Source organism: Sporichthyaceae bacterium, assembly GCA_036269075.1.
Taxonomy (GTDB): Bacteria; Actinomycetota; Actinomycetes; order Sporichthyales; family Sporichthyaceae; genus DASQPJ01.
On the sequence record DATASX010000019.1, the window covers coordinates 1 to 25,913 of the forward strand.

Here is a 25,913-nt window from a genome sequence, read left to right on the forward strand (position 1 = left end):
ATGGGTGGTGCCACGTTCCTTGCGTATCTGAAAGACCAATCGAACAGCGCGTTCACGCAACTCGGGTGGATATTTCTTCGGAGGCGCCACGATGCAATTCTCCCATAGCATCAGAGCCTCCATCAAAGCCGGGGCGATTCAATGTGACCACTGGAATGTTCTGGGACACCTTCCCACTTCAATCGATTCCGATCGTTAGCCATGGAAGCCCGGCGACCTCGAATTTTTATGACGGTACACATTCTGAGTTCATCACTGAAAGACCGAAAGTAAATAACGTTAATGTTCCGTTACGTAAACCATTTCTGAATACGACCTACTGGTCAGGCGCGTGGACTAATTTCACTGGGATTAGCAGCTTTTCCGGCTTTCAGATAGCAGAACCAGCTGCGCCTGCTCCCACCGTGGACACCTCCAATTGGGATGGTAGGGATGCTTGGTCGAACACGTGGGAGAGATGTTCATGATGGCGATCGGAATGGTTCGCTGCCTGAGGACCGGAGTCTCCGTAATCGTCGCGTCGCTCTTTTGCGGTACGCTCGCTGCCTGTGGTCACCACAAGGTCGCCATCACACCCTCGCCGATAAGCAACGTGCCGGGGGCGACAGTCATATGTGATGTGTCGTTGGGAGTGGGAGCCGGGACTTACTCTGTAGATGCAACTGCTACCCCGCCACCGCTCATCACCGACACCGCGGCGGGTGAGATATTTCTGAAAACTTCGCCAGACTGCATTAAGGGAAGCGAGGTCCGTATAGATCCGTCCTCCCAGGCAAAAATTGTTAAAAGTGTTCCAGCGAAAGACGGCGGTGACTTAGCCGTAGTTATAGATCCGAAACAGGGCGCGCAATTTCATGTGATCGGTAGCGGAGCATTCACTTTCGACATCACCGTGAAACTGGGACCAACTCCGCTTCCGTCGTAGCCCCGTGTTCCGCTGATTTCGAAGCACGTGGGGCCACGGCCCTTCATCGCGCCGCGATTGCAGAGTGCGCCAACCCATTTTACGGAGCGATAGGTCCGCAGAACGCGCACGGCGCGGGGTTCGTGGCGACTACCGAGCGCGCAGCAGCCCAATCCGAATGGCTGCGTGATGTCGGTTGTCGTTCTAGACCTCAAGGCCGACGATTGTCTGGCGCGACTCGGCCTGCACGATTGACTGCGAGATTCTCATGGCGAGTCCAGCCCATATGTGGCGATCTAGCAAGGCGAGACGGCCCCGAGTCTGCTGTTGAAGCAGTCGCCGGAGCTAGGGCTGCAGCGTTCTGCGTCGTGTCCATGCGAGCAGCCAGCCGCAACTAGCACGGTGCGACGGACGCGATCCCCAGCAGGCATTCGAAGCTTCCCTCCAACCGGACGATGATCACTGGAATCCGGTCGGAGGGCAGACCAACTTCGGGCGTTGCCGACCTCTCTCGAGCCACTCCCACCGGGCGGCTGTGACCGAGACGCAGGCCGTTAGACAGTCAGCCCAGCAGGGCGACAAGTTTCCCGAGCGACCCCGACCACAGCCTCGAAGATCATGGCTGCAGACCACGAACCCCGCCCAGATTCAACAAGTTGGTTTCCTCTCTGGCCCCGGCGGCTTGACTTAGAGAGGTGCCGTTAGCTGCACAGACCCGCGGAGCGCGGCCAACCTAGGAGTGAAGTCTCGACCGGGAGCCCGACGGGCGCTGTGTCATCTCAACATCGGCCACGCAGCGGCCGTGTCCACATGTTGAGATGTCACAGCGTTTTCGTCGGGCTCCCGAGTTGGACTTCACTCCTATGTCCCGGTCCGGTTGTGCCTGCATGATCGGGTGCTCTCGCAGTTGGGTGATCCGAGCAGTGGCCGACGTGTGCGCTTCGGTGGCGCGCAGGTGGGTGTCTGTGGCTTGTTCCACCGCGCGGTCAAAGGCCGAGGTTGGGTCCTTCGCGGTGCAGGTCGTGGTGATGGGACCGGTAGTAGCTGTGGTCGGGTTCGACGGCGCGTTCGGCGGCGCGGGCCGCCCGTTGCAGGGCGGCGGCGACGGTGCGGGCGGCGCTCCATCCCGTGTGCAGGTTCTCGATCCAGTGCTCGGGGTCCGGTTGTGCCTGCACGATCGGGTGCTCTCGCAGTTGGGTGATCCGAGCAGTGGCCGACGTGTGCGCTTCGGTGGCGCGCAGGTGGGTGTCTGTGGCTTGTACCACCGCGCGGGCGGGGTCGCGGTGCAATCGCTCGAGCCCGGGCGGGGAGAGTCGGCGCATCGCCTGGTGGCTGTCCAGTTGTCGGTTTTCGGCGGCCACCGTCTCGGCGTGCTTGGTCGCCGCCTTGGCGGCTGCGGCGGCGGCGTGTTCGCCGGGTAGCTCGAGGTGGGCCTGTTCGGCGACGCGGGCGGCGAACGAGCGGCTGAGGATGTGGTCGTGGTTGGCCGGGTGCAGGCTGGCCTGCCAGGCCAGGCGGGTGGTGTCGAGGCCGGGGTGCAGGTGGCGCCATTGGGCGGCCCACCGGTGCAGGGTGTCCTCGGCCCGGTTCACACGGCGTTGGTTCATCCCGAGCCGTCCGGGCCCGGCCAGGTAGTCGGCGGCGGCGGCGCGCGCGGGTTCGTACTCCCGGGCCCAGGCGGCGTGGATCTGTTCGCGCAGCCCGGTGGTGCGTCCGGCGATGCGGGCAGCGGCGGGTTCGCCCACGGCCCTGGCGGCCTCGGCTGCCTGGCGGGCTTCGGCCAGCCGGGCGGTGCTGTCTGCGAGTTTGTGTGCGTCGTGTTCGCACCGGGCGGCCCAGTCGCGAGCGATGGACAGTTGCGTTTCGGCGCGCGCCAGTTCGCCGGCGGTGTCGGCGTGTGCGGTCCAGGCTTCCCGCATCTGGTCGGCGAGCTGGTTCAGTTCGAGTCGGGCCATGAGTTCCCGCCGTTCCGCGGCTGAATCGGCAGCGGGTTCCGGCACTGGCGCAGCACCCGAGGTGGGCGACGCGGTGCGGCCGAGGTCGTCGTGCAGGGGGACATCATTCGGGCTGCCGCGGTCGGCGCCGGCCTGCTGCGCCAGTGCACTGACGACCCGCTCGACCGGATCCACCGAACGGTCCCAGGCCGCGCCAGGCGGTTGTTCGAGTTGTCCGGGGGCGGCGAAGAGCAGCACGCGTTCGCGGTGGCGGGTGGTGGCCACGTGCAGCGCTGCAGGGTCCATGCCGGCGGCGTGGACCAGAACCACCCCGCCGCCTGACGTGCCGTCGGGTCGGGCCCAGCCGGAGCCGACGGTCAGGCCCTCGGCCTTGTGCACGGTCATCGCGTAGCCCAGCGACAGGCCACCGCTCGCGATGAAACCCGGATCGAGGACGGCGCGCTGGACCTGCGGACCGTCGGGCCCAGCCTTGCGCCATGCCACCGCCAGGCGCCCAGCGGCTCCGATGTGCTCGACCACGCCCCGATACCCGTTCAGCACGTCGGGGCCTTCATGCATCCGCTGATTACGGTCGTTCAGGCGGATCAGCACGTGATCACCCTCGTGCAGCAACAGGTCCCGGCCACCCTCGAGGTTGTAGGTGCGCCCGTGGCCGAGTTCCCCGGTCGCGGCCCGTACGGCCTGGGCGGCGGTGTTTAGTCGCTCGACGCTCAGGTTGGTCGCGGCGAGCATGACCACGGAGGCGATCTCGGTGTGCGCATCCGGGGCCCCGACGCGTTCGTGCATCCATTTCGCGAGCAGTCCCGCAACCGCAGCGTCGGGGGTGTCCGCGGCGACGATCCGGCCACGTGCGGCCCATGATTCCAGCGACTCCAGGGGCCGTCCTTCGCGCCAGGCGGTGATCGCGGCGCGTTCGTCGGCGTCGCGTTGGCGGTGGTTCTCGGTCAGTACCGGGCCGTCGACCATGGCGTGGACCCGGCCGAACAGGGACCCGCAGCCGACTCCGCGTAGCTGCTGCGGGTCCCCGACCTCCACGACCTTGGTGCCCGTGCGAGCCGCCTTGGTGTACAGGGCGGCGCGGGCCCGGTCATCGGTCAGGTTGGCCTCGTCCAGCACCAGTACGTCCACCCCGGCCAGCCCTGGGCCGGTGTCGATCCGGTGCAGCCACTGGGCCAGGGTGCGCGAGGCGATTCCGGACTCGACCTGCAGGTTCGCCGCGGCGACGGCGGCGGTCGCGGCCCCGGCGACCACAAAACCTTCCGAGTCCCAGGCGGTCCGGGCGGCGGCGAGCATGGTGGTCTTGCCAGTTCCCGGGGCTCCGAGCACGGCGTCCAAGGCCCGGTCCGACGCCGTAAGGCGCAGCACCGCAGACGCCTGCTCGTGGGACAACCGGTGTCCCGCAGTGGCCTCCACGGCTGAAATCGCCATGCCCGCCGCGTCCATGCCCACGCACGCCGCACCGCGGGCCCTTCCGGCGGCGGCGCGCAGGATGACCTGTTCGGCCGCGAACACATCGGCAGTGCTCCAGCGGGCAGCGTTTGTCATGTGCGAGGCGTCGAGCAGGTGCCGCGGCCCGTTGCTCACGATCCCGGCATGCTCGGCGATCTCGGCACCGGCCGCGGGCAGGGCGAGGAACTGCGGGTGGGCCAGCGCCTTGTCGGTCAGGCCTTCGATCTCGGTGATGGTGCCAGCGCCGTGCGGCAGGGCGTCGGCGACCGCGGCCAGCGCGTCGGCGCGGGTGAAGCGGCGCCCGGTCGCGGTGAGCCCGGATTCGGGGTCCAGCAGCCGATCGACCACCACGGCAAGCGTTGTCTGCTCCTCCGGCAACCGTTGCGGCAATCGGCCCGGCAGCGCGGTGGCGGCCAGGGCGACCGGGTCGACACCCTGAGCGCGGGCCTGGTCCTGCCAGATCTGGCGCAGCGTCGCGTCCGGCGCTGCGGTCGCGTGGGACTTGTGCTGCCTGCTCTGCGCCGCGGCCAGGTCCTGCGCCCGCCGGGAGGCCGTGTCCGGGTCGAAACCCAGGTCGGTGAGCAGTCCTGCGATCGAGGCACCCCGCTTGGAGAACGCGACCAGTGTCGCGTCCGGGATCGCGGTGACCTCCCACGCCCCGGTCCGTTCCGATCGCTGGAAGCTGACCCCGAAACTGTCGGACAGTTCCCGGCGGACCAGCGCCTTCAGCACGTGGTCCACGGCCGGTGCATGCCGCATCAGGTCCCGGCCGCCCGCGCCCACCGTCGACCACTTCCCGTCGCCGCCGCGGGTCAGGTTCGCAATGGTGACGTGCACATGCCAGTGCGGGTCCCCCACGACCGCGTCCCCGATCGGTCGGGCGGCCCGGTGGGTCATGGCCCATCCAGCGAACCCGTTGCCCTGGACAGTTTGCGCGGTGCGCCCCTCGCCGTGCTTGCCGCGCATCCCGTAGCAGGTGCTCGACTCCAACCAGGCGAACGTGTCGGCCACCGCGGCGTCGTAGACCGCCTCGATCCGATGCGCGGTGGCCTCATCGGCGAAGGCGAGCAGCAGCGAGTGCGACTTCGGCAGGGTGAAGGAGATGTCGTAACCCAGGTTGCCGACCACTGCCCGGCGCGGGACCAGAACCTCCGTGCGGCTGCCGTCCGGCGCGAGCTGCACGCGGCTGTGGGTCAGGTTTCCCAGGGCGCTGCGGTAGGCGTCGGTTCCCCACACCTGGCCCGGGTCCAGTCCCGCGGCCTCGGCCAGGTGCCCGGCCTCGTCCGCCCGCAAGCGCGCCCCGTCGCCTGAGCGGGCCACGGCCCGTTCGGCCCGCATGATCGCGGCCCGGTCCTTCGGGGCCGCGAACATTTCCCCCAAGCCGACGTCTCGCTGCCCCGCAGCGGCGCGCAGTGCCTGCAGGAGCGGGGGCAGCGGCAGCTTCGCTCCGTCCAAGACCGCCAACTTGGGGGCGACCAGCCGCTGTCCGCTCCTCGGGTCGCACCCGGCCATCAAGGCCCGCGCCGCGTCGAACTGGTCGGGGGTCAGCTCCGATCCCGGCGCGATCCCGAACGCCTCCAGGCCAGACCCCACCCAACGCAGCGGACGTTCCCGGCCATCGGCGTGGTAGGAGAACTGCACCTGCGCCACACCCTGCTCCGTGCAGCCGTGCCCCAGACCCAGCCGATAATCGACCTGCGCCGGATCAGCACCGATAGCCGTCACATAAGCCAAAGCACAAATACCCCCGTATCCCGCAGGGATACCTTAGTGCAGTCGCATTTGAATTCAAGCGGTTATCAGGGTTGCCATAGGGCCTTGGGGGATTGGCCTGGTGTGATTATCAAGCCGGGCGGGTGATTGTCGGTGAGCTTGATCGTGGTCGTGGCCGGACCGTTCGTGTGGCCTGCGCTGTCGCGGGGACCGGTGCTGGTGCCGGCCGTTGCTCGGATGTATCTGCATCTCAGCATGGGCTTTCGCGTATCAGCAGTCAACGTCAGGCAGCTACGGGTAGCAGCGGAGGCCACCGGCTGCAGGTCCGGTCTATTCGCGATTACCACGGGGTGGATTCGTTTTTCCGGGGACGGACCAGCAGCCCTGTCGGATCGAATTCGATCTATTGCTGACCGCGATTGTCCGTGGCTGTTCCGCCCGACAGTTCTGACCGCCATTGTCCGACACTGTCCTTCAGCAGCTACCGGACAGCATTTCCGGGGCGACCTCGGGGAAGCTTCAACGCGTCCGGAGCACCGCGGGTCAAGGCTCGCGCAGCGACCGCGCAGCGGCTCGGCCTTGATGCGCGGTGCGCAGGGCGCATACTCGGCGACGAGGCCGTGCGGGGTTACTGACGCAGAGCGGCAGCAGACTCGACGAGCCCGTCCCGCTCCAACTGGTCGAGGACCTCGGAGAGGGTGGCCGGCGGGTTCTGTCGTGCGTCGGCGATTCGCTGGACCGCGCTGTAGACCGCTTCGCGGCTGATGTCGATCTGGTCGAGGACGAAATCGTCCGCCGCCTTCGCCTCCATCTCCCAAGCCTGCAGCGCCGCCGCGGGGAAGTCCCTCACGTTGTTGGTGACGATCACCTGAGCGCGGGCCTTGATCGCCGCCGCGAGCACGTGGCGGTCATCGGGGTCGGGAAGCCGGAGCGCCTCGACCAGCGGCTCGTAGCCGGCGACCAGGCAGTCCCGGATAGCGGCGTTCATCAGCGTGCGGGTGCGGTCGAGTCTTTGCGCGTCGAGATCGGGCCGGTTCCCGGCGATGCTTCTGAACACCTCGTCGAGGATCTGTTCGGTCCACTTCGCCTGGACCAACCCAGCTTGGGCGATCCGGATGAGCAGGTCCCGCAACGTGCTCGGGTAGAGCACGTTGGCGTCGTACACGACGACGAACGGCACTTCAGAGCAGGCCCATCTCTTGGTTCAACCGGGTCAGCTCGTCGGCAGCCTCACGTCGCTCGTGGTCGTCGCGCGCCATGTAGGTCATCAGGGACGCGGCCTTGATCCGACGATGCTTGCCGACCTTGCGGTACTCGATGTCGCCGCCGTCCAGCAGACCAATGAGGAACGGCCGACTGACGTTGAGCAGTTCAGCCGCCTGCTGGGTGGTGAGCTCGGCATGCGCGGGCACGACCGAGACACCCTGCCCGGCAGCCATATGGGCGAGCACGCGAGCGAGGAGTTCCACAGCGCCACGTGGCACGCTCAGCGTCTCCTGCGGGTCGTCCGGGACGACGAGCCGAACGACGCTGCCGGTGTGAGAGGCCAAGTAGTCCTTGATGTGGGGCAACGCCTCGACGGCCGCGCTGATGTCGCTCTCGTCGGGCTGAAAGGGCGCGAGCGCCAACGCCGTCATGATGCCTCCCTCTCCCACATTCAGTATTCGCAACATTCGAAGCAACCGCAATAGTTTTCACGGGCTCTTTTCTCAACACCGTGGCCGGACGGCGCTCCGGGACGCGTCGGCCTGACGAAGAACCGAGCCGGTCTCGGAGCACCCGGCGGGAGGCTCTCGCGCAACCGCCCCCAGGTGAATCGGTACCCCAGTGGGGTACCTGCCGCGTGCCCGTTGCGTGCCCGTTGTTCGGCATGTCGTGCCCGTTGCGTGCCCGTTCACAGGGTGCCTCCGGGGTAATTACGGAGGTGCAAGGGCGCTGGCGGTCGGATCTTTCAGCGGGTGTTTCCGCAGCTCAGCGGCCGTTTTGTCCGGTTCGGGAGCGGAGGGCGTGGGATTCGAACCCACGTTCGGAGTCACCCCCGAAAGCAGTTTTCAAGACTGCCGCACTCGGCCACTGTGCGAGCCCTCCTGCAGGCAAGTCTGGCACGAGCAAGGCCGTTTCGACGGTCCCACCTGCGGTCGGTACAGCAGACGGGGCTGCGGGAGTAGGGCGTCGGCGCTGGACCTGACGGCACGTCAGACGACGGACATCCCCCTACGGGCGGGCGGCGGCGGCCGGTCGCGGCGGTGCGCCCACCGGGCCGATCGGCGGGAGCAGTCCCGGGGCGGGCCGCGGCGGAGTCGGGTCCTGGCCATGGGTCATCGTCAGCAGTGCGTCCAGTCCGCCGGCGTGGAAGTGCTTGATGCGGTTGCTCGGGTGCAGTGGGGCGTACTGCGCGGTGCCGCTCTCGAAGTCGATGAGCACATTGCGGCCGACCACGGTCATGTCCTCCGGCATCGCCGGGATCCAGACGCAGGCGAACGGACGGGCGGCCGCGCTCGGCGTGCCCCGGCGCACCAGCTCCAGCCGCCCGCGACCGGTGCCGTGCGAGGTGGAGAAGATGAACAGCCGCGGGGTGATCACGAGGCCCTGCGCGCGCGGCGGGATCCGCCACGGGCCCTCGGCCCGCTGCAGGTGTCCGTCGGCCGAGAGCGTGTACCGGTACATCCGCGCGGTCCGTTCCGAGCCGTGGTTCCCGGCGTAGACCGAGTTGCCCTCCTCGGCGAAGAAGTCGATCGCGTCGATCCGCCGCGGCTTGCCGTCCATGCGCAGGAACGGCCGGTCGTTCCCGCCGTGCGTCGCCTTGCGCATCGCGGCGCGCAGTTGGTCGATCCGGTACCGGCGCACGGTGGCGTGGCTGTCGGCGTCGGCGTTGTCCTGCGCGAACAGCCACCGGCCCACGAATCCCATGCCGCCCAGGTGCGACTGGTTGATCTCCACGGTGCCCGTAGGACGACCGGATGCCGGGTCGAAGCCGACCAACAGCGAGTGGTGCCCGCGACGGTACATACCCAGCAGCACCAGGTTGTGGCCGACGCCGTCCCAGTTGCGCCAGGTCGTCAGGGCCTGCGGGACGTGGGTCTTCAGGAACGGGACCCAGGCCCAGGGCCGGAACACCTTGTCGTACGTGGCCGAAACCGAACCGCCCTCGTAGCGGGCCGTCCGGCCGCGTAGTTGCGACCTGTCGCACCGCGGAACCGCGGCCGAAACCGCCGTCGCCGCCGGTGCCGCCGGCGCCACCGGTTTCGTCGTTGTCGGCGGCTGGGCCTGCGCATGTCCGAGGTGGACCGCCGTCGCGCCCGCCGCCAGGCTCATCAGCAGAACGGCCTGCCCCGCGATCGCCACGCTTGGGCGCAACTGAACCATTGCCCGCTCCCCGGATACGACCGCCGAGGTGGACGGTCGATGGGGATCCTGACGCAATCGGCGGACACGGATGGAGCAATTGCCTTATAAATGTGCGAAATTCCCATACGGGCGATTGCGCCCGAAGTGTGCATTGACCGGCGCTATGTCCGTTCCGGTGCGCCGTGCGGGTCAGCGGGTGACGAGCCGCCGACGCCAGCGTCGGCGGCCGAGCACGCGCAGCACCCCGGCTGCGACGAACAGCATCGCGGCGACACCGCCGGAGACCGCCGACCAGCGCAGGCTGATCGGGACGTACCGCAGGCCCGAGGCGGCCTTCCCGGGCAGCTTGTCGATGACCGAGAACGACGAGAATCCGTCGTCCTCCGGGGTCATCTGGCTCGCCGAGAGAGGGTCGACCAGTTGCCCGACCGGGGTGACCTCGTCGTCGTGGGCGAAGCCCCAGTCGAGCAGGGCCGCAGCCTCTTGGGTCACCGTCGGGTGCGGTACACCCATCAGCGAGACCAGGATCGTCCGGCCGTCACGTTGGGCGGCGACGATGTCGGTGTTGTGCGCCAGCGTCGTGTAGCCCGGCTTCACCCCGATGATGCCCGGGTACTTGCCCAGCAACCGGTTCTCGGAGTTGATCTGGATCTTGGCCGGGTCGGCCGGCTTCTTCGTGGCCGTGACGTTGCCCGGGAACAGCCAGTGCTGCGTGGCCATGTACTTGCGCGCGTCGCCGCGGTTGAGCAGGGCTCGGCCGAACAGGGCCAGGTCGTAGGCGGAGGAGAACTGGCCGGGCTCGTCCAGGCCGCTCGGGCTGACCACAGTGGTGTCGTAGGCCTGGAGGCGCTGGGCCTCCTCGTTCTCCATCCGGACGGCCTTGGCCAGGTCGCCGTCGGCGCCGGCCTTGGCCAGTCCGAGGGCCGCGTCGTTGCCCGAACGCAGGAACAGCGCGTACCAGAGGTCGTTGATCGAGTACGTCTGGCCCGCAGCCATGCCGACCCGGGTGCCCTCGACGTTCACGTCCTGCCTGTCGGCGGTGTAGGTGTCGTCCGCGTCCAGGCGGGGGAGCATCGTCAGCGCGAGCAGGGACTTCTGGGTGCTGGCCGGCCGGTACAGGCCGTGCGGGTTGCGGGCGGCGAGGATGTCGCCGGTGGTCGCGTCGGCGATCACGTACGAGGTTCCGTCGAAGTACGGCAACGCGCCGGCGGCCGGGTCCTCGATCACGCCGGGGCTGGACAGCTGCGAGCCCCCGATGGTCGGCACGGCCGGGAGCTGGCCCTGACCCGTGTCGGCCCCCAGGGCGCTGCCGGTGTTGACCCCCATCGTGGAGGTGGCCGGCTGGTTGGGCGCCGGCGCCGGATTCACACCCGCCACGGCGGGCAACCCACCGAGGCCGAGCGCGGCAACACCGACGGTTGCCACGACCGCGGCCCGCGCGAGGCGCGGACGGCGGCGAGGCGTGGAGGCGGGAGGCATCTGCTCTGGCATGGCAACGTTGAGAGTAAGGGCGCGAAGTGGGCCGTGACCGAGGATTTGACTGACTCGGGTAGAGCATTGACCCGGGCGGCCCAACCTTCGGGGCTCCGCTTGCCGCGGCGGGCAATCACCGGCCCTGCGCGGCGCCCGCCGCGGCCTTGCGGGACTCGGCCGGCTGGGCGAACCCGGCCAGCATCAGAGCTGCGCCGACGGTCACCAAAAACCCCAGAACCGCGACCGCCGCGAGGCCGGAGCGGGCCGTGTCGCCGAGCACGGCCAGGCCGACGCCGGCCGGGACGACGGTCTCCACCGCGAACATCATCGCGACCACGACGGTGACCGAACCCCGCTCGAGGCCGGCCGCAAACATGATCGTGCCCAACACCCCGTACCCGAGCACCGCGTAGGTCAGCGGTTGGCCGGCCAGGCGCCACCAGGCGCCCGAGACAGGCAGCGCGCGGGCCGCGATCCCGACCCCGCCGAAGGCCGCGCCGGAGATCACCCCCATGAGGGCCGCCGCCCCACGGCCCGGCCGTGCCCCCAGGACGCCGAGCACCGTCAACGGCGCCACCCCGATCAGCACGGCCCACTGGCCGGGCCTGCTCAACGACGCGGCGTCCCCGGGTTCGGCACTGATCGCCAGCAGCACCACCCCGGCTCCCAGCGCGACCAGGGCGACCCACTGCACCCGCCCCAGCGGGACCCCGAGGAACCGAGCGGCCAACAACGCGGTGATGCCCACGCTGCCCGCGACCGCTGCCTGGACCAGGAACAACGGCAGGTGCCGCAACGCCAGCAGGGAGGCCAGGAATCCCAGCCCGTCCAGAGCCAGCCCGACCAGGTACGGCAACTGCGAGAGCATCCGGACCACGAGGCGGGCATCCAGCGATTCGCCGGGCGCGCCCTCGCGCATCGCCACGGCCTGGAGCACGGCTCCGATCCCGTAGCAGAGGGCGGTGACGACCGCGCCCAGGGCAGCCGCGACGACCAAGGCTCCTCCTCCGGCTGCGTCGATCACCTTACCGGCAGCCGGAACTGACGCGGCGTCAGGGACCCGCGGGGCGGCCGCCGCCGGACCGCCCCGCGAGCCGCACTGCGGTCAGCCGGCCATCGGTGCGCCGGTGCTGCTCGAGGCGCCGGCCGGGGCCATCGGCTTGCGGTGCCGGGCGACGGCCTTGCCGGCGCGGTGGCTGCGGGTACGGGTGGAAACCCGCGTGGTCTTGGCCCGCTTGCCCTTCGAGTGGGCCCCGGCGTGCTTGACCGGCGTGGTCTCGGCCGGCTTCTGGTCCCCAGCCTTCGGGGCCTGCTGCGGGTCGGAAGGGGTGCCGCCGGAGGGCGTGGGGCTGCCCGAGGCAACAACAGCCGGAACGGTCGCAGCACCGGCCGAGGGCGCGGTGATCGCGCCGCCGCCGGCCAGCGCCAGGCCGATCAGGGTGGTCGAGACGATCGTGGAAACACGACGTGCGTTCATGGTTGGTCTCCTAGTGGTTGTCGATTCGCACGGCGCTGAACGAAGTCCGCTCAGCTACACGTTGCGAAAGCTAGGAGCCGGGAACCTCGCGCGCCCGCCGCGACCCCGGGCCTGTGGACAACCAGGCCCTGTGGAGAACTGCGACGCCGGCCGGCCGGCGGGGGCCCGGGAACGCCGAAGGGCGGTCGGCAGGTACGCCGACCGCCCTCCGCGGAGGTGCGGGTGAAAGGCTCGCTCAGCTGCCGAGCATCCCGGCAACCGGGCTGAGCAGGCTGTTCGGGGTCGAGGCGCCGCTCGCGCCACTGCTACCGGTCGAGCCACTGCTACCGGTCGAGCCGGTGCTGCCGGTCGAACCGGTGCTGCCACCGTGGTGCTTCTTGTGGTGCTTGGCCTTGTGGTGGGTCTTGGCCTTGTGGTGCTTCTTGATCTTGTGGTGCTTCTTCAGCTTGTGGTGCTTGGCCGGGGCCGAGGTGCTGTGCGAGGTGGTGGTGTCCGCACTGGCCGATTCCGCGATGGCAACGCCACCAGCGGTGAGCGCAAAGCCGAGGAGGCTCGCGGAGATGATGGCAGGGATACGACCTGTCTTCATGGGCTGGGGGCTCCTTTGTGGGTGGCGTCTTGTCACTTGCGGGACGCTCCCAACCAACTTGCCGTGACCAAGGCAAGAGGACGGATTACTGGAGATAAGCGAACGGTGTTCGCACAGTGACTCTTATCGCCCTCCCGGGCCCGAACCCGAGCATTTGCCGCGTTCCGGGCCCAGTCGGTCGCATTCTCGGTCAGTGCCGGTCCCGCAGATTTGCGAGCGCTTGTCCCGCCCGGTGGGCGCGGACTGACGCGGAACCGAGATTCCGGTCCGCGCTCTCGCACCCACCGTGCGGGGCGCAGCGTTGCCGGAACGCAACGCCGGTGCCGTGGATCCGCTCTCCGCCGACCCCCGTGGTCCGGCGGCCGAGAAAGATCCACAACATCCGATGAAACGGCACCAGGCGCCGTGGTGTCTCCAAGAAGACGATCAAGAGTTCGGCATCGCTGCGTCCGTGGGGAAAACTCCAGGTATCCGATGATTTGCCGGCAGCGTGTCAACCCGGGACCGCGGCGCCCCGCCGAGGACCTTCCGCAGGCGGTCCAGCGCCGCCTGTTCAGCTCCGTCCGGCCACTGCTCGGGTCGGGCCTGCACCGATTCGCGGGCCCGCCGCGACCAGTCGATCAGCAACGCGTACAGGTCGGTGTACAGGTCGGCGACCAGTTCCTGGTCGGCGACGTGCTCCGCCGAGACCGGGCACCGATCGAGCCCACCGGGGATCGAACCGAACCCGGCCTGAGCCAGGTCGCGTACCTGGTTCTCCAGGGTCTCCAGCGAGGAGACGAGGTCGGCGCGGCTGCCGAGGTGCCCGAACACGGCGCGGACCACCGCCTCGGACTCGAACACCGGCGCGGCCGGAGGCGAGGCCAACCACTGCGCCAACGCGCTGCGCCCGGACTCGGTTATCGAGTACACGGCGCGTTTCTGACGCCCCTTCAGCTGGATCTCGACCTCGGCGAAACCATGCGCCACGAGGTTTTTCGGCTCGCGGTAGAGCAAGGTTGCCGACCGCGGCAGGCATTGCGCCAGCGACGCCTTGATCTCCCCGGTCAGGTCATAGGCCGAGTAGGGCGTGCGGGCCAGCAGGGCCAGCACCGCATACGACGTGGCTGTCAGGCGGGGCATCGGCTCAACCGGTCGCGCTTGCGGTGAAACGCAGTCGGTTGCCCAGGTAGTTCGCGCGAACGCTTTCGTTGGCGGTGATCTCCGCCGGCGTCCCGCCGGCCAACACCTTCCCGGCGGCCAGGACGTGCACCAGGTCGCACGTCGAGAGCACCGCGGTCACGTTGTGCTCGACCAGCACCACGGTCATGCCCAACTCGCCGTGCAGGCGGCGCAACAGGTCGAACATCGCCGCCGAGGAGTTCGGGTCGAGCCCGGCGGCCGGCTCGTCGAGCAGCAGGATGCGCGGCGAGGCCAGCAGGGCACGGCCGATCTCGATCCGCCGACGACCGGAGAACGACAACGTGCCGGCCCGGTCGTCCCAGCGGTCGTCGATCGCCAGCATCGTCGCGACCGCGCGGGCCGCGCGTTCGGCAGCGGCCGAGGCGTCCCAGGCCTCGCGCCACCCGGCCAGATAGGCCAGTGTGGGCGAGCCGAGGCGGTGATGCGCGCCGAGCACGAGGTTGTCCGCGACGGTGAGGTCCTCGATGACCCGGGTGGACTGAAAAACCCGCGACATCCCGGCCCGCGGGCGACGCCAGGCCGGTGCTCCGGTCACGTCCTGGCCGAACAGGCGGACCGTGCCACGGTCCGGGGGCCGGAATCCGCTGACGACGTCGAGCAGGGTGCTCTTACCCGCGCCGTTCGGCCCGATCAGGCCGCAGAACGAGCCTTCCGGGACCTCCAGGCTCACGCCGTCCAGCACGGTCAGACCGTCGATGTGCACGCCGACGTCGAGGACCTCCAGCGCCACGCCGCCGCGGGCCGACCGCTGCCCGAGCCAGTCCGCGACGATGTCACCGACCGCATCGGCCGGTGCCGATTCCCGACCGGCGATCCGACGCAGGTGCGCCCGGTCGCTGTCGCCGAGGAAGCGGCGCCGCAGGTCCGTCGCCCAACCACCCAGGCCGCGCGGCCCGACCAGGCCGCCGCCGATGAGGCCGACACCGGCCATCAGGAACGAGTTGACATGGTCGTGCTCGAGCCAGAGGGGCACCAGTTCGTCGGCCGCCGCGACCGCGAGCACCCAGCCGATCGAGTCGCGACCGGCCAGCACGGGCACGGCCAGCAGCAACAGCGACGACGGCGCCAGGTACTCGGTGAACACCGGCGGGTTGATGTACAGCCAGCAGCCGAGCACCCCGGCCGTGCCGGCCAGCATGCCGGAGACGGCGAACGCTGCGAGCCGGTACCGCAGCGGTGAGATGCCGACGGCCGCCGCGGCCTGCCGGTCGGTCCCCACGAGCAGGAACGCGCGACCCGCCGGGCTGTTCCGCAACCGGACCAGCAGCAGCACGATCACGACCAGCCAGCCGAGCAGGAACCAGTAGAACGAGTTGTCCGAGCGCAGCGGCAGACCGAGGAACCACGGGCGGGGGTTGGTGATCGACTGGCCGAGTTCGGTGCCCCCGGAGATTCCGCCGGACAGCCGACCGATCGTGAATACCGACTTCTCCAAGGTGATCTGCACCCCGAGGGTGATGACCACCAGGTAGATACCGGGCAGCCGCACACTGGCCGCGGCCACGACCACCATCAGCGCCGTTACCGCGGCGATGGCGATCAGCGCCGCGCCCACCCACGGGATTCCCTTGCCGAGGTTGTCCGACCGTTCCAGGTAGCCGAAGTAGTACAGCGCCGTGCCGAACAGGCCTGCGCTGGCCAGCGAGATCTCCCGGGCCCAGCCCTGCAGGACCAGCAGACCCAGCGAGGCGACGGCCAACGGGATCGCGGCGCTGGCCGTGAACACCTGGTAGTCGGCGAACGCGAACGGCCAGACCATCGCGAAGATCCAGGCGACGGCGGTGCCCACCGTCAAGCTGGAGACCAGCGGCCGGGTCCGCGGGCTCACCGCGATGCGAGACCGTTGCCCAGTCATGTCGCCAGCCCTTCCTGACGGATCATCACTTGTGCCGCCCGGTCGGGCCGGTGCTCGGTCAACGTGCCGGAGTCGATGGCCACGATCCGGTCGGTGGCGTCCTCGCGGACCTGCTGGAACTGCTCGGCGACCAGCACCGCGACCCCACTCGCGACGATCCCGGCCAGCGCCTCGTAGACCCGGTCGACCACGACGGGGGCCAGGCCCTGGGACGGTTCCTCGACCAGCAGCAGACGTGGCCCGGCCATGAGCGCCCGGCCGATGGCGAGCATCTGCTGCTCACCGCCGGACAACGTCCCGGCCCGCTGTTCCAAGCGCTTGGCCAGTTCCGGGAACAGTTCCAGGACGCGCGCAATCCCGGCACGTTCCTGCGCGCGGGGCAGTGCGGCGGCACCGAGCATCAGGTTGCCGGTGACGCTCATGTTCGGGAAGACCCGACGGGCCTCGGGGGAGAAGCCGATCCCGGCCGCGACCCGACGGTAGGTGGGCCAGTGCGTGATGTCCTGCCCGCCGAGCAGGATCTGCCCACCCAGCGCGGCGTTGGTCCCCATCAGCGTCTTCAGGAACGAGGACTTGCCGGAACCGTTCAGGCCCACCAGGGTCACGATCTCCCCGGCCGCGGCGGTGAAGTTGACGTCGTTGAGGACGACGTAGGAGCCGTACCCGACCTGCAGTCCGACGGTGGTCAGCACCGCCTCGCCGGTCATAAGGACTGCCGATCGAGCAGGTAGAACTGCTGCGGGCGCAGGCGGGCGACGCCAAGGATCATCACCAGCAGGATCAGGTTGAGCAGCAATTCCTGGCGACCGATGTCGAACGACGCTCCGGCGGAAGTGCCGATCACCCCCACCACCAGGCCGGTCTGCACCAGGGCGAGGACGAACGAGGCGATCAACGCGATCGGCAGGCTCATCAGCCCACCGACGATCGCGACCGCCAGACCGCGGAGCAGGAAGATGATCAGGTTGATCGGGTCCGGGCCGGACTGCGCCGCGATCAGGGCCCCGGCCAGCGCCGAGACCGCCCCGGCGCCGGTGTGGATGCCTGTGGTTATCCGACCGACCTTGACCCCGCACCAGGAAGCCGGCTCGGGGTCGTCGGCGATCGCCTGCAGGTGGCGCCCGGTCCGGGACATGTTGAGAAACACCGCCAGCGCGACGACGAGCACCACCGCGATCACGATCGTGCCCGTTCGCAGCGGGGTCAGCACCACGCCGGCGATAGTGATGCGCCCGAAGTTGAACGGGCTCGGCGGGATCGAGTCGGGCGGCACCGCCAACGTCGTCGAGAAGACGCCGAGCGCAGTCATCATCGCGCCGAGCGAGATCACGGTCAGCGTCATGCGGGGCAGGGCAGCGACCTTCGGGTGTGTGGTCGCCAACCCGTAGGCAGCGCCGAGCAGGGCACCGATCGCCACCACCACCAACAGCCCGACGAACGGCGGCAGCTCCGGCCGGGTCCCGGGGACCGTCTCGATGTTGAAGACGAACCACCAGTACAGCAACGCTGCCGAGGCCGCGATCCCGCCGTGGACGAACGCGATCGTCCGGCTCACTCGGTAGGAGAGCACCAACGCGATCGGCAGCAGGGCGTACAGACCGGCCTCGGCGACGCCGAGCACCAGCACCTGCTTCCACAGCGTGAGGTGGATACTCATCGGCAATCCCGGCAACTAGTGCAGAGTGAAGTAATCGGCGACCCTACTCCGCCGCATCGAGGTGTCAACGGGGGCCCCGGTGGTTCGCCGTGCGGCGCAGCGCAGGTCCGCTGCGGGCACATCCCCGCGATACTCGCGACGTGGACGACGCCCGGTCGCGGACCCGGCGGTTGCGGCGGACGACCCGCTTCGCGATCGTCGCGGTGGCGCTCGGCCTGGTCGGGGGTGCGGCGTTCGGGGCGGTCGACAAGCCGCGGTGGACCCCGCTCTACGCGGTGCTCGCCTTCTCCGGGGTCGCCGTGCTGCTGCTGCTGCGCGACGCGACGGTGTCGGTGGCCGACCAGCACCTGGTCGTGCAGAACCTCTTCCGGGTCTACGCGCTTCCGCTGGCCGGGATCCGACGCCCGATCACCGACGCCCGGGGCGGGGTGGCGCTGGTCGTGTACTTCCACCCCGACCTGCCGCCGTGGCCCGGTGGACCGCTGCCGCACGGTTGGCGGGCCAAGCACCGCCGCAAGCGGCTGCGCCGGGTCCGGGTCTTCGCGCTGACCCACGACGACGAGCTGCTCACCGAGATCCTGCGCCTGGCGCGCGAGGCCCGCGACGAGGTCGAACGGGGCCTCGCGACCGGCTGAGCGGAGGTGGCGAGCCGCTCACCGGCGCCGGCGGCCCACCAGCGTGGCCGGACGCAGCGCAGCCGAGCCGAACCGCGCCCGGACCGCGTCCGAGGCGGCGTCGACCGCGGCGCGGCCGGCCGGCGGCGAGTCGTCGTCCGTCGGCCAGGGCAGTAGCAACTGGACCGCCGAAGCCGACTCGACATCAGCCATCGTCAGGCCGAGCAGGGTCAGCCCCCGGACGGCCACCAGTTCCCGCATGCCGGCCAAAAGCGCCCGCGCCACCGCCAGCACCACCTCGGTGTCGGCGGTCGCCGCCGCCAGCGAGTGCGAGCGGGTGACCGCCGTGTAATCGTCGAACCGCAGCCGCAGCACCACCGTGCGCCCGACCCGGTCGCCCCCCCGCAACCGGCACATCACCCGATCGACGATCGCCAGCAGGATCACGTCGATCGCGGCCGGGTCGCGGGCCCGCCGACCCAACGCGGTCTGCGACCCGATCGACCGCCGCCGCGGCCCGGCCCGCGCCGACCCGGACTCCCGCCCGGCCGCCAATGCGTGCAGCCGCCGTGCCGTGCCCAGCCCGACCATCGCGCCCAACACGTCGACCGGAAGCGCCACCGCCTCGCCCAACGTCGCAATCCCACGCCTCGCCAACCGTTGTGCAGTCACCTCCCCCACGCCCCACAGCAACCCGATCGGCAACGGATGCAGGAACTCCCGCTCCCGCTCGGGCGCCACCAGCAACAACCCGTCCGGCTTGGCCACCCGACCGGCGACCTTCGCCAGGAACCTCGTCCGCGCGATCCCCACGGTGATCGCCAGCCCCACCTCGCCCCGCACCCGTTCCCGCAACCGGGTCGCTATGCCGTCGGCCGGCCCGGCCAACCGACGCAACCCGCCCACGTCGAGGAACGCCTCATCGATCGACACCGCCTCCACCACCGGTGTCATGTCGTCGAAAATCGCGAAAACCGCTTTGCTGGCCGCCGAATAGGCCGCGAACCGAGGCGGGACCACAATCAACTGCGGGCACAGCCGCCGGGCCGCGACCACACCCATCGCCGACCGCACTCCGCAGGCCTTCGCCTCGTAACTGGCCGCCAGCACCACGCCGCCGCCGACCGCAGTCGGGCGGCCGCGCAACCCCGGCTCATCGCGCTGCTCCACGGAGGCGAAGAACGCATCCAGATCGGCGTGCAGGATGCTCGCGTTCCTCAGTGCCTCCGGCACACCACCAAGTTATTCGAACATACGTTCGACGTCAAGCCTCGATCGGAGCCCCCGCCGGCGGCCCCTCCGACAGTGCGAACAGCGGCCACAACCGCTCGGTGTCGAGGAACGCGTTCAGCCCGATGATCAGCCCGTCGCGGATCTCCAGCACCTGGATCCCCCAGGGCCGGTACTCGCCGTCGTCGTCCAAGCGCCACTGCGCGAACCCCGGCGAACCGTTCACGGCCATCGGGATCATCCGCGACCGGGCGCAGGCCGCGCCGCGCTTGCGCAGCCAGGTGCCGATCGTCTCGGCGCCGCGCAGCCACAGCGGCAACGGCGGCATCGACATCACGGCGTCGGCGTGCAACAGCTTCACCAGGGCGTCGATGTCGTAGGTGGTGAACGCGGTGACATACCGCTCGAGCAGATCGCGCTGTGCCGGGTCCTGCGGCCGGATCGGCTCGCCGAGATCGCCCGACCAGTCGGCCAGCGTGGCCCGGGCCCGCTGCAAAGCGCTGTTCACCGACGCGGTCGTGGTGTCGAGCAGCACGGCGACCTCTGCGGCCGGCCAGCACAGCACGTCGCGCAGGATGAGCACCGCGCGCTGCCGGGGCGGGAGCAACTGCAATGTGGCGACGAACGCCAACCGCACCGACTCCCGGGCGGTCACCAGTTCGGCCGGGTCGCCGACCTCGGGGACCACGCGCAGGTCGGCGATCGGACCGAGCCAGTACGAGTCCGCGAGCGGCTCGCCGATCGGGGCGTTCGGGAACGAGCTCGGCCGCAGGTCCATCGGTCGGGCCCGGCGCGCCCGGGCCGTCAGCAGGTCGAAGCAGACGTTGGTCGCGATGCGGAACAACCACGACCGCAAGCTGGACCGGCCCTCGAACCGTTCCTGCGAGCGCCAGGCCCGCAGCATCGTCTCCTGGACCGCGTCCTCAGCCTCCGTCCCGGACCCCAGCATCCGGTAGCAGTAGCCGGTGAGCGCGACCCGGTGCTCCTCGAGGTCGACGCCGATCGGGCCGGAGTCCAGGACGGATGTCATGACTGATCCCCCTTTCCGGAGAGGGAAGTGACGTTGAGTCAGTTCTGGTGCTCGTCGTGCAGCCGCCACCACTGTTGCGGAAAGTCCAGCTGCTCCTCCTGCCGGCCGAGCGCCGTCAGGTCGAGCCAGTGGTAGGTGCCGATGAACATCTCGCCGCCGCGATCCTGCACCGTGTAGGTGTGCAGGACGTCGGAGCCGTCGCGCAGATACACGCTGACCGTCGGCCGGTCGCCGGCCGGCGTGTGGTGGCCGAGGTCGGTCGCGAACTCGTCGCTGGAGGAGACCCAGGGCAGGTGGCTCCAGCCCATCCGCTCGCGGAACGGCGCGGTCTCGGCCAACGAGGCCCGCGAGGTGATCACGAACGAGGTGTCGCGGGCGTTCAGATGCGCCAGGTGACCGAGGTTGTCGATCAGGAACGAGCAGCCCGAGCAGCCCTGCGTCTCCCCCGGTGCGTACATGAAGTGGTAGATGATCAGCTGACGCCGACCGTCGAACAGGTCCAGCAGGCTCACCTCGCCGGTGGGCGTGGAAAACTTGTAGTCCTTCTCCACCCGCGCCGCGGGCAGCGCCCGGCGCTTTGCCGCCAGTGCATCGCGCGCCCGGGTCAGCGCCTTCTCCTCGACGAGCAGCTCCGCACGAGCCGCCTCGAACTCCTCGCGGCTCACGACGTTCGGTCCAGCGGTCATGATGTTCGCCTCCGTTGTCCGTAGCAGTACCGACAACTCCTAAGACCGACCCTCGCCCAGGAACTAATCGCCACGCTAGCCCCGAGTTCTCGCGGACGGCAGATGCGGACGGGGATCTGCTGCCCGCGCAAGCTTGACCGATCGATTCGCCCGTCCGGACTCAACGGTCTTTATCGTTCGCGGATGGAGGTGACCGCGCGGGTCACGGCGGCGCCGCGGGCAGTCGCTGCACGCCGCCTGCTGCGCGAGGCTGCCGTCCTGGCGGTGCTGTGGGTGATCTACTCCGTCGGCCGGGGTCTGGCCGGCCGCCACGTCGGTCGCGCGTTCCCGAACTCCAGCGACGTCTGGCGCCTGGAACGGTGGCTGCACCTGCCCAGCGAGGCGTCCCTGCAGCACACCGTGCTGGGCTGGCACGGCGTCATCCACGTTGCCGACCTCTACTACGAGTACGTCCACTTCAGCGACTTCCTGCTGGTGACGGCCTGGCTGCTGCTGCGGCACCCGGAACACTTCCGGTGGTTCCGTCGGGTCCTGGTGTTCATCACCGGGATGGAACTGGTCGGGCACTTCGTCTACCCGCTGGCGCCGTCGCGCATGCGGCCGGACCTGGGCATGGTCGACACCGCGCAGCTCGACGGCCACTCGGTCTACGGCCACAGCTACGCCGACCACGGCTGGTTCAACCAGTACGCGGCAATGCCGTCGATGCATGTCACCTGGGCGTTCTTCGTCGCGCTGGTGGTGATCACGATCGCGCGCTCGCCGTGGCGGTGGTTGGTCGTGGTGCACCCGGCGCTGATGACCTTGACCGTGGTCGTCACCGGCAACCACTACTGGCTCGACGGCATCGTCGGGGTCGCGCTGCTGGCAATCGGATTAGTGCTGTTCCGGCGCGACGCACCCTGGAACCGACCGGCAAATAGGGTTGCCGCATGTCTTCCTACGTCGCGATAAACGTGCTGTCCGTGCCCGAGGGCATGGGTGCCCACCTCGAGGAGCGCTTCGCCGCCCGCGCCGGGATGGTCGAGGGCTCGGCGGGGTTCGAGGGCTTCCAACTGCTGCGCCCGCTGGAGGGCACCGACAAGTACTTCGTGTTCACCAGGTGGGCGTCCAAGGGAGATTTCGAGACCTGGCGCGACGGCATGGGCGCCGCGGCGCACGCGCGGGAAGGGCAGAACGGCCCGCCCGCGTCGATGGGCGCTGAACTCTGGGCGTTCGACGTGGTTCTGGACGTAACGCCCAGCCGCCAACCGGGCGCATAGCCACTTTTCACGAAGCCGAAATGGATCCTCATCCGTTCGGATGAGCTCGACCTCGGTCGAATGGTCAGGATCCCGCAATGTCCGGAACCGTGCCCCAGACCCTCTCGTCACACCTGTCGTAAGCGGGGGACAGGTGACGCGGGGGGGCAGGAAATGGGCATCAGGCTGCGCGGCGAGCGCCCGGAAAGACGAATCGCGACCGGTGCGGCAGCGCTGGCAACAACACTCGGTCTGAGCCTGGGGGGGCTCCCGACCACCGCGGAGGCGGCGACCAGCAAGCCAGTGGTGGTCGGCTTCGGCGACTCGGTGCCGGCCGGGCTGCATTGCAGCTGCCAGAACATGATCACGCAGTACGCCGATGAGATCGGCGGGACGGCGCAGAACCTGTCCAGCAGCGGTTCGACCAGCCTCAACCTGGTCCACCTGCTCAACACCGCGCGGGCCTGGAACGCCGTCAAGAGCGCCTCGGTCGTGGTGATCATGACCGGCGCCAACGACTACACCAACGCGTTCGACGCGGTCAGCAACGGGGCTTCCACCTCGCAGTACAACAGCGTTGCGAACTCGGTGAAGGCCAACGTCACCGCCGCGGTGAAGCGGGTCCGGTACATCAATCCCAACGCCGACGTGGTGGTCGTCGACTACTGGGGGGCGATGGAGGCGGGCAAGGTCGCGCAGCAGAACTACAACGCGGCGACCCAGTACGCGGCGCTGAAGGCCACCGAGTCGGTGGACGGGGCGTTGTGGCAGGTCGCGACCAGCCAGCACACCTACTGGGTGTCTACCTACAACGTGTTCTACAAGACGCCGAGCACCGACATCACCGGCCTGCTGCTGTCCGACGGGAACCATCTGTCCCCAGCGGGCACGTCGCTGATCGCGGGCGCGCTGAACGCAGTGCTCTCGCTCTAACCTCGAAATTGCAGGTCGGCGGGTGTTGGGCGGCGGGTGAGACACGGAAGTGCCTGTCCGGCAAGGGAAGATCGGGATTCCTGAGGTCCTGATGTTCCCTGGCGGAAGGCACTCCGTAGGTGAAGGTTATCCCGGCCCGTCGTCTTGTCCTTGATGCGGCTCGCGAGCCGTTGGTGTCCTCGGCGGGTGGGTTGTTGCTGCGCCGCACGGTCGAGTTGTCCGGGGTGCAACGGGCACTGTCGAGGGCGTTGATGCACCGGCGCACGCCGCAGACGGTCCACGACCCGGGCAAGGTGTTGATCGACCTGGCCACGGCGGTGGCGCTGGGCGGGGACTGCCTTGCCGATGTCGCGGTGGTCCGAGCGCAGGAGGGGTTGTTCGGCACGGTCGCCTCCGACGCGACGGTCTCACGTCTGATCACCGCCCTGGCCGCCGACATCGACATCGCACTCCCGGCGCTGCGTGCGGCCCGCGCGCAGGCGCGGGCGGCGGTGTGGGCCCGGCGTCGGCCGTTGACCGGCTCGCCCGGGGAGCGTGACGGTGGGCAGGTGATCGTGGACCTGGACGTCACCCTGGTCGAGGCGCACTCGGAGAAGGAACAGGCCGGCCCGACCTACAGACGCGGGTTCGGGTTCGCCCCGATGTGCGCGTTCGTGGACCACGGTCCCCAGGGCACCGGGGAGGTCCTGACCGTGGACCTGCGCCCGGGTCCGGCCTCCGCGTTCAGCTCCGCCGACCACATCAGCGCCCTGGACGGGGCGCTGCAGCAGTTGCCCGAGCACGAGCGCGGTCAGGTGCTCGTGCGCACCGACGGTGGCGGCTGTTCCAAGGCGTTCCTGCACCACATCAGCGACCTGGGCCTGGAGTACTCCATCGGGTTCCCCGCCCGCGACGCGGTCGCCGTCGCGATCGAGGCGACCCCGCCCGGGGAGTGGGTCGACGCGCTGGACGCCGACGGCACCCCGCGCGAGGGGGCGCAGGTCGTCGAGCTGACCGACCGGCTGCCGACCCCGACCCGTCCGACCCGGTCCCCGGCCAGGTTCGGCCCGCAGCACTGGCCCGAGGACATTCGGGTGATCGCCCGGCGTGAACGACCGCACCCCGGCGCGCAACTACGCCTGACCGACCACGACGGGTGGCGCATCACCTGCTTCGCCACCAACACCACCGACTGGCCCCTGGTGGATCTGGAGGTCCGCCACCGTCAACGCGCCCGCGCCGAGGACCGCATCCGCGCGCTGAAGGACACCGGCATGGGCAACCTGCCCCTGCACGGGTTCGCGCAGAACCAGATCTGGCTCGAGATCGTCGCCCTGGCCGCCGACCTGCTCGTCTGGACCCAGACCCTCGCCTTCGCGACCACACACCCCGCGCGCCGCTGGGAACCCAAACGGCTGCGACTGCGACTGCTGCACGTTGCCGGACGGATCATCCGCACCGCCCGACAACGCCGACTACGTCTCCCCGCGGGCTGGCCCTGGAACCACCTCATCGAAACCGGCTGGGCCGCCCTGCACACCTGACTTACCGTCACTGTCCACAGCGACCGAGGAACGGAGAACCGGCACAGCGCCGGGGACCGATCACGCCCCGGCGACCACACCATCGCGAAGCCGTCCCAACCAGTCAGCCCGCCAGACACCTGCAATTTCGAGGCTAAGACCCGTTCCAACCGACCGCGGTGGTACCTGACGAAGCGTCAGGTACCACCGCGGTTGACGTCTCAGGCGGCGACGGCGATCTCTCGCGAGCCCTCCAGCAGCACCCGGGCGACACCGGCCAGGTCGTCCCAGACCGGCATGTGACCCCACCCCCGCGGGGTCAGCCACCGGGTGTGCGCGGGCAACTCGTCGCGGACCCGGCAGCCCGGCCCGAGGATCACGTCGCGGGCGCCGAACGCGATCGTCGTCGGCACGTCGATCACCATGCCGCCGGTGAAGCGCTTGCCGGAGGCCGCGGCCAACGTCGGCTCGAACCCGGCCGCGCCGACCATCGCCGCAGCGTCGTCGAGCAGGGCCTGGCGCGGCATCCGCCAGGGCCGCCCCACGACGTTCGCGGTCAGCATCAAGCGCAACGGCGTGATGCGGGTCAGCGGGTCGAGCACCTGGTCGAGGCGGGCGGGCATGTCATGGATGCCGCGGACCTGCCACTTCGTGTAGCGCGGCACCCGGCCCCGCCACAGGCCGGCCGGCGAGATCCCGGTGACCGAGGCGACGCCGCCGGCGCGGGCCATCTCCAGCGCCACCCAACCGCCGAGGGAGTTGCCGGCCACGTGCGGCCGGTCCAGCCCAAGGGAGGCGCAGAACTGCGCGACGGTGGCGGCCAGGCCGCGGGCGCTCAGGTCCTCACCGGGGCGCAGCGGACTCGCGCCGAAGCCCGGCAGGTCGATCGAGACGACCTCACGCAACGACGTGAGGTGCGGCAGCAACGGCTCCCACACCTCCTTGCGCGACCCGATGCCGTGCAGCAGCACGAGCGCCGGGCCGGATCCACCGCGGGTGTGGGCCAGTCCAGTCATTCCGGGCTCCGGGGGTCAGCGGGCCCCAGCGGCGACGGCGGTCGTCGCAGGGACGAAAT

The 25,913-nt window shown here is 69.6% G+C and carries 21 protein-coding genes and 1 tRNA gene; 5 read left to right on the forward strand and 17 right to left on the reverse strand.

From position 1 onward, the window contains the following. Positions 1–1,890: 1,890 nt before the first annotated feature. The 13 genes from mobF to VHU88_04080 form a co-directional block, all read right to left on the reverse strand. The gene (gene mobF, locus VHU88_04020; GenBank protein HEX3610832.1) at positions 1,891–5,958 is read right to left on the reverse strand and encodes a MobF family relaxase; all 4,068 of its coding nucleotides are present in this window, start codon (positions 5,956–5,958) and stop codon (positions 1,891–1,893) included. Positions 5,959–6,649: 691 nt separating this feature from the next. Then, positions 6,650–7,201 (reverse strand): PIN domain-containing protein, encoded by a 552-nt coding sequence (locus tag VHU88_04025; protein ID HEX3610833.1) that lies wholly within the window; start codon positions 7,199–7,201, stop codon positions 6,650–6,652. Position 7,202: 1 nt separating this feature from the next. Continuing rightward, the gene (locus tag VHU88_04030) at positions 7,203–7,658 is read right to left on the reverse strand and encodes a helix-turn-helix domain-containing protein (GenBank protein ID HEX3610834.1); all 456 of its coding nucleotides are present in this window, start codon (positions 7,656–7,658) and stop codon (positions 7,203–7,205) included. Between the two features lie 362 nt (positions 7,659–8,020). Further along, positions 8,021–8,109 (reverse strand) — tRNA-Ser (locus VHU88_04035). Between the two features lie 126 nt (positions 8,110–8,235). Next, the gene (locus VHU88_04040) at positions 8,236–9,387 is read right to left on the reverse strand and encodes a hypothetical protein (protein HEX3610835.1); all 1,152 of its coding nucleotides are present in this window, start codon (positions 9,385–9,387) and stop codon (positions 8,236–8,238) included. Between the two features lie 171 nt (positions 9,388–9,558). Then, a complete protein-coding gene (locus VHU88_04045; protein HEX3610836.1) occupies positions 9,559–10,794 on the reverse strand; it encodes a D-alanyl-D-alanine carboxypeptidase in 1,236 nt (411 codons plus the stop codon). A gap of 181 nt (positions 10,795–10,975) precedes the next feature. Further along, complete coding sequence (locus VHU88_04050; GenBank protein ID HEX3610837.1) at positions 10,976–11,839, reverse strand: hypothetical protein; 864 nt, start codon at positions 11,837–11,839, stop codon at positions 10,976–10,978. Between the two features lie 108 nt (positions 11,840–11,947). Continuing rightward, complete coding sequence (locus VHU88_04055; protein HEX3610838.1) at positions 11,948–12,319, reverse strand: hypothetical protein; 372 nt, start codon at positions 12,317–12,319, stop codon at positions 11,948–11,950. A 235-nt stretch (positions 12,320–12,554) separates the two neighbouring features. Then, positions 12,555–12,908, reverse strand: coding sequence for a hypothetical protein (locus tag VHU88_04060; GenBank protein HEX3610839.1), 354 nt, complete (start codon positions 12,906–12,908; stop codon positions 12,555–12,557). Between the two features lie 426 nt (positions 12,909–13,334). Continuing rightward, on the reverse strand, positions 13,335–14,030 hold the full coding sequence (locus VHU88_04065; protein ID HEX3610840.1) for a PadR family transcriptional regulator: 696 nt from the start codon (positions 14,028–14,030) through the stop codon (positions 13,335–13,337). A 4-nt stretch (positions 14,031–14,034) separates the two neighbouring features. Next, positions 14,035–15,945, reverse strand: coding sequence for a branched-chain amino acid ABC transporter ATP-binding protein/permease (locus VHU88_04070; protein ID HEX3610841.1), 1,911 nt, complete (start codon positions 15,943–15,945; stop codon positions 14,035–14,037). After that, complete coding sequence (locus VHU88_04075; protein HEX3610842.1) at positions 15,942–16,652, reverse strand: ABC transporter ATP-binding protein; 711 nt, start codon at positions 16,650–16,652, stop codon at positions 15,942–15,944. Before VHU88_04075 ends, VHU88_04070 begins: the two co-directional genes overlap by 4 nt. After that, positions 16,649–17,602 (reverse strand): branched-chain amino acid ABC transporter permease, encoded by a 954-nt coding sequence (locus VHU88_04080; GenBank protein ID HEX3610843.1) that lies wholly within the window; start codon positions 17,600–17,602, stop codon positions 16,649–16,651. The genes VHU88_04075 and VHU88_04080 overlap by 4 nt, the downstream gene beginning before the upstream one ends. A gap of 140 nt (positions 17,603–17,742) precedes the next feature. On the opposite strand from VHU88_04080, the gene VHU88_04085 reads away from it, so the two are divergent. Further along, positions 17,743–18,237 (forward strand): hypothetical protein, encoded by a 495-nt coding sequence (locus VHU88_04085; GenBank protein ID HEX3610844.1) that lies wholly within the window; start codon positions 17,743–17,745, stop codon positions 18,235–18,237. An 18-nt stretch (positions 18,238–18,255) separates the two neighbouring features. Here the strand turns inward: VHU88_04085 and dinB are convergent, their stop codons facing one another. The 3 genes from dinB to VHU88_04100 are packed head-to-tail and all read right to left on the reverse strand — an operon-like array spanning position 18,256 to position 21,162. After that, a complete protein-coding gene (dinB, locus tag VHU88_04090; protein HEX3610845.1) occupies positions 18,256–19,449 on the reverse strand; it encodes a DNA polymerase IV in 1,194 nt (397 codons plus the stop codon). A gap of 31 nt (positions 19,450–19,480) precedes the next feature. Continuing rightward, a complete protein-coding gene (locus VHU88_04095; GenBank protein HEX3610846.1) occupies positions 19,481–20,476 on the reverse strand; it encodes a sigma-70 family RNA polymerase sigma factor in 996 nt (331 codons plus the stop codon). Positions 20,477–20,514: 38 nt separating this feature from the next. Further along, on the reverse strand, positions 20,515–21,162 hold the full coding sequence (locus tag VHU88_04100) for a DUF899 domain-containing protein (protein ID HEX3610847.1): 648 nt from the start codon (positions 21,160–21,162) through the stop codon (positions 20,515–20,517). A gap of 183 nt (positions 21,163–21,345) precedes the next feature. On the opposite strand from VHU88_04100, the gene VHU88_04105 reads away from it, so the two are divergent. The 4 genes from VHU88_04105 (at position 21,346) to VHU88_04120 (ending at position 24,859) form a co-directional block, all read left to right on the forward strand. Beyond that, entirely contained in the window at positions 21,346–22,116 is a 771-nt protein-coding gene (locus tag VHU88_04105) for a phosphatase PAP2 family protein (GenBank protein HEX3610848.1), read from the forward strand. After that, a complete protein-coding gene (locus tag VHU88_04110; GenBank protein HEX3610849.1) occupies positions 22,095–22,424 on the forward strand; it encodes an antibiotic biosynthesis monooxygenase in 330 nt (109 codons plus the stop codon). Before VHU88_04105 ends, VHU88_04110 begins: the two co-directional genes overlap by 22 nt. A gap of 153 nt (positions 22,425–22,577) precedes the next feature. Further along, positions 22,578–23,336 carry an SGNH/GDSL hydrolase family protein gene (locus tag VHU88_04115; GenBank protein ID HEX3610850.1) on the forward strand — a complete coding sequence of 253 codons (759 nt, stop codon included), beginning with the start codon at positions 22,578–22,580 and terminating at the stop codon, positions 23,334–23,336. A 119-nt stretch (positions 23,337–23,455) separates the two neighbouring features. Next, positions 23,456–24,859 carry an IS1380 family transposase gene (locus tag VHU88_04120; protein HEX3610851.1) on the forward strand — a complete coding sequence of 468 codons (1,404 nt, stop codon included), beginning with the start codon at positions 23,456–23,458 and terminating at the stop codon, positions 24,857–24,859. 200 nt (positions 24,860–25,059) lie between these two features. Here the strand turns inward: VHU88_04120 and VHU88_04125 are convergent, their stop codons facing one another. Continuing rightward, a complete protein-coding gene (locus tag VHU88_04125) occupies positions 25,060–25,854 on the reverse strand; it encodes an alpha/beta fold hydrolase (GenBank protein HEX3610852.1) in 795 nt (264 codons plus the stop codon). Positions 25,855–25,913 lie beyond the last annotated feature (59 nt).

What these genes read in the sequence shown, in the direction of transcription:
- VHU88_04105 (HEX3610848.1), top strand. Translation starts at nt 21,346, where the DNA reads ATGGAGGTGACCGCGCGGGTCACGGCGGCGCCGCGGGCAGTCGCTGCA.
- VHU88_04125 (HEX3610852.1), bottom strand. Translation starts at nt 25,854, where the DNA reads ATGACTGGACTGGCCCACACCCGCGGTGGATCCGGCCCGGCGCTCGTG.
- VHU88_04060 (HEX3610839.1), bottom strand. Translation starts at nt 12,908, where the DNA reads ATGAAGACAGGTCGTATCCCTGCCATCATCTCCGCGAGCCTCCTCGGC.
- VHU88_04115 (HEX3610850.1), top strand. Translation starts at nt 22,578, where the DNA reads ATGGGCATCAGGCTGCGCGGCGAGCGCCCGGAAAGACGAATCGCGACC.
- VHU88_04065 (HEX3610840.1), bottom strand. Translation starts at nt 14,030, where the DNA reads ATGCCCCGCCTGACAGCCACGTCGTATGCGGTGCTGGCCCTGCTGGCC.
- VHU88_04110 (HEX3610849.1), top strand. Translation starts at nt 22,095, where the DNA reads ATGTCTTCCTACGTCGCGATAAACGTGCTGTCCGTGCCCGAGGGCATG.
- VHU88_04070 (HEX3610841.1), bottom strand. Translation starts at nt 15,945, where the DNA reads ATGACTGGGCAACGGTCTCGCATCGCGGTGAGCCCGCGGACCCGGCCG.
- VHU88_04055 (HEX3610838.1), bottom strand. Translation starts at nt 12,319, where the DNA reads ATGAACGCACGTCGTGTTTCCACGATCGTCTCGACCACCCTGATCGGC.
- VHU88_04075 (HEX3610842.1), bottom strand. Translation starts at nt 16,652, where the DNA reads ATGACCGGCGAGGCGGTGCTGACCACCGTCGGACTGCAGGTCGGGTAC.
- VHU88_04080 (HEX3610843.1), bottom strand. Translation starts at nt 17,602, where the DNA reads ATGAGTATCCACCTCACGCTGTGGAAGCAGGTGCTGGTGCTCGGCGTC.
- VHU88_04040 (HEX3610835.1), bottom strand. Translation starts at nt 9,387, where the DNA reads ATGGTTCAGTTGCGCCCAAGCGTGGCGATCGCGGGGCAGGCCGTTCTG.
- VHU88_04030 (HEX3610834.1), bottom strand. Translation starts at nt 7,658, where the DNA reads ATGACGGCGTTGGCGCTCGCGCCCTTTCAGCCCGACGAGAGCGACATC.
- VHU88_04100 (HEX3610847.1), bottom strand. Translation starts at nt 21,162, where the DNA reads ATGACCGCTGGACCGAACGTCGTGAGCCGCGAGGAGTTCGAGGCGGCT.
- VHU88_04095 (HEX3610846.1), bottom strand. Translation starts at nt 20,476, where the DNA reads ATGACATCCGTCCTGGACTCCGGCCCGATCGGCGTCGACCTCGAGGAG.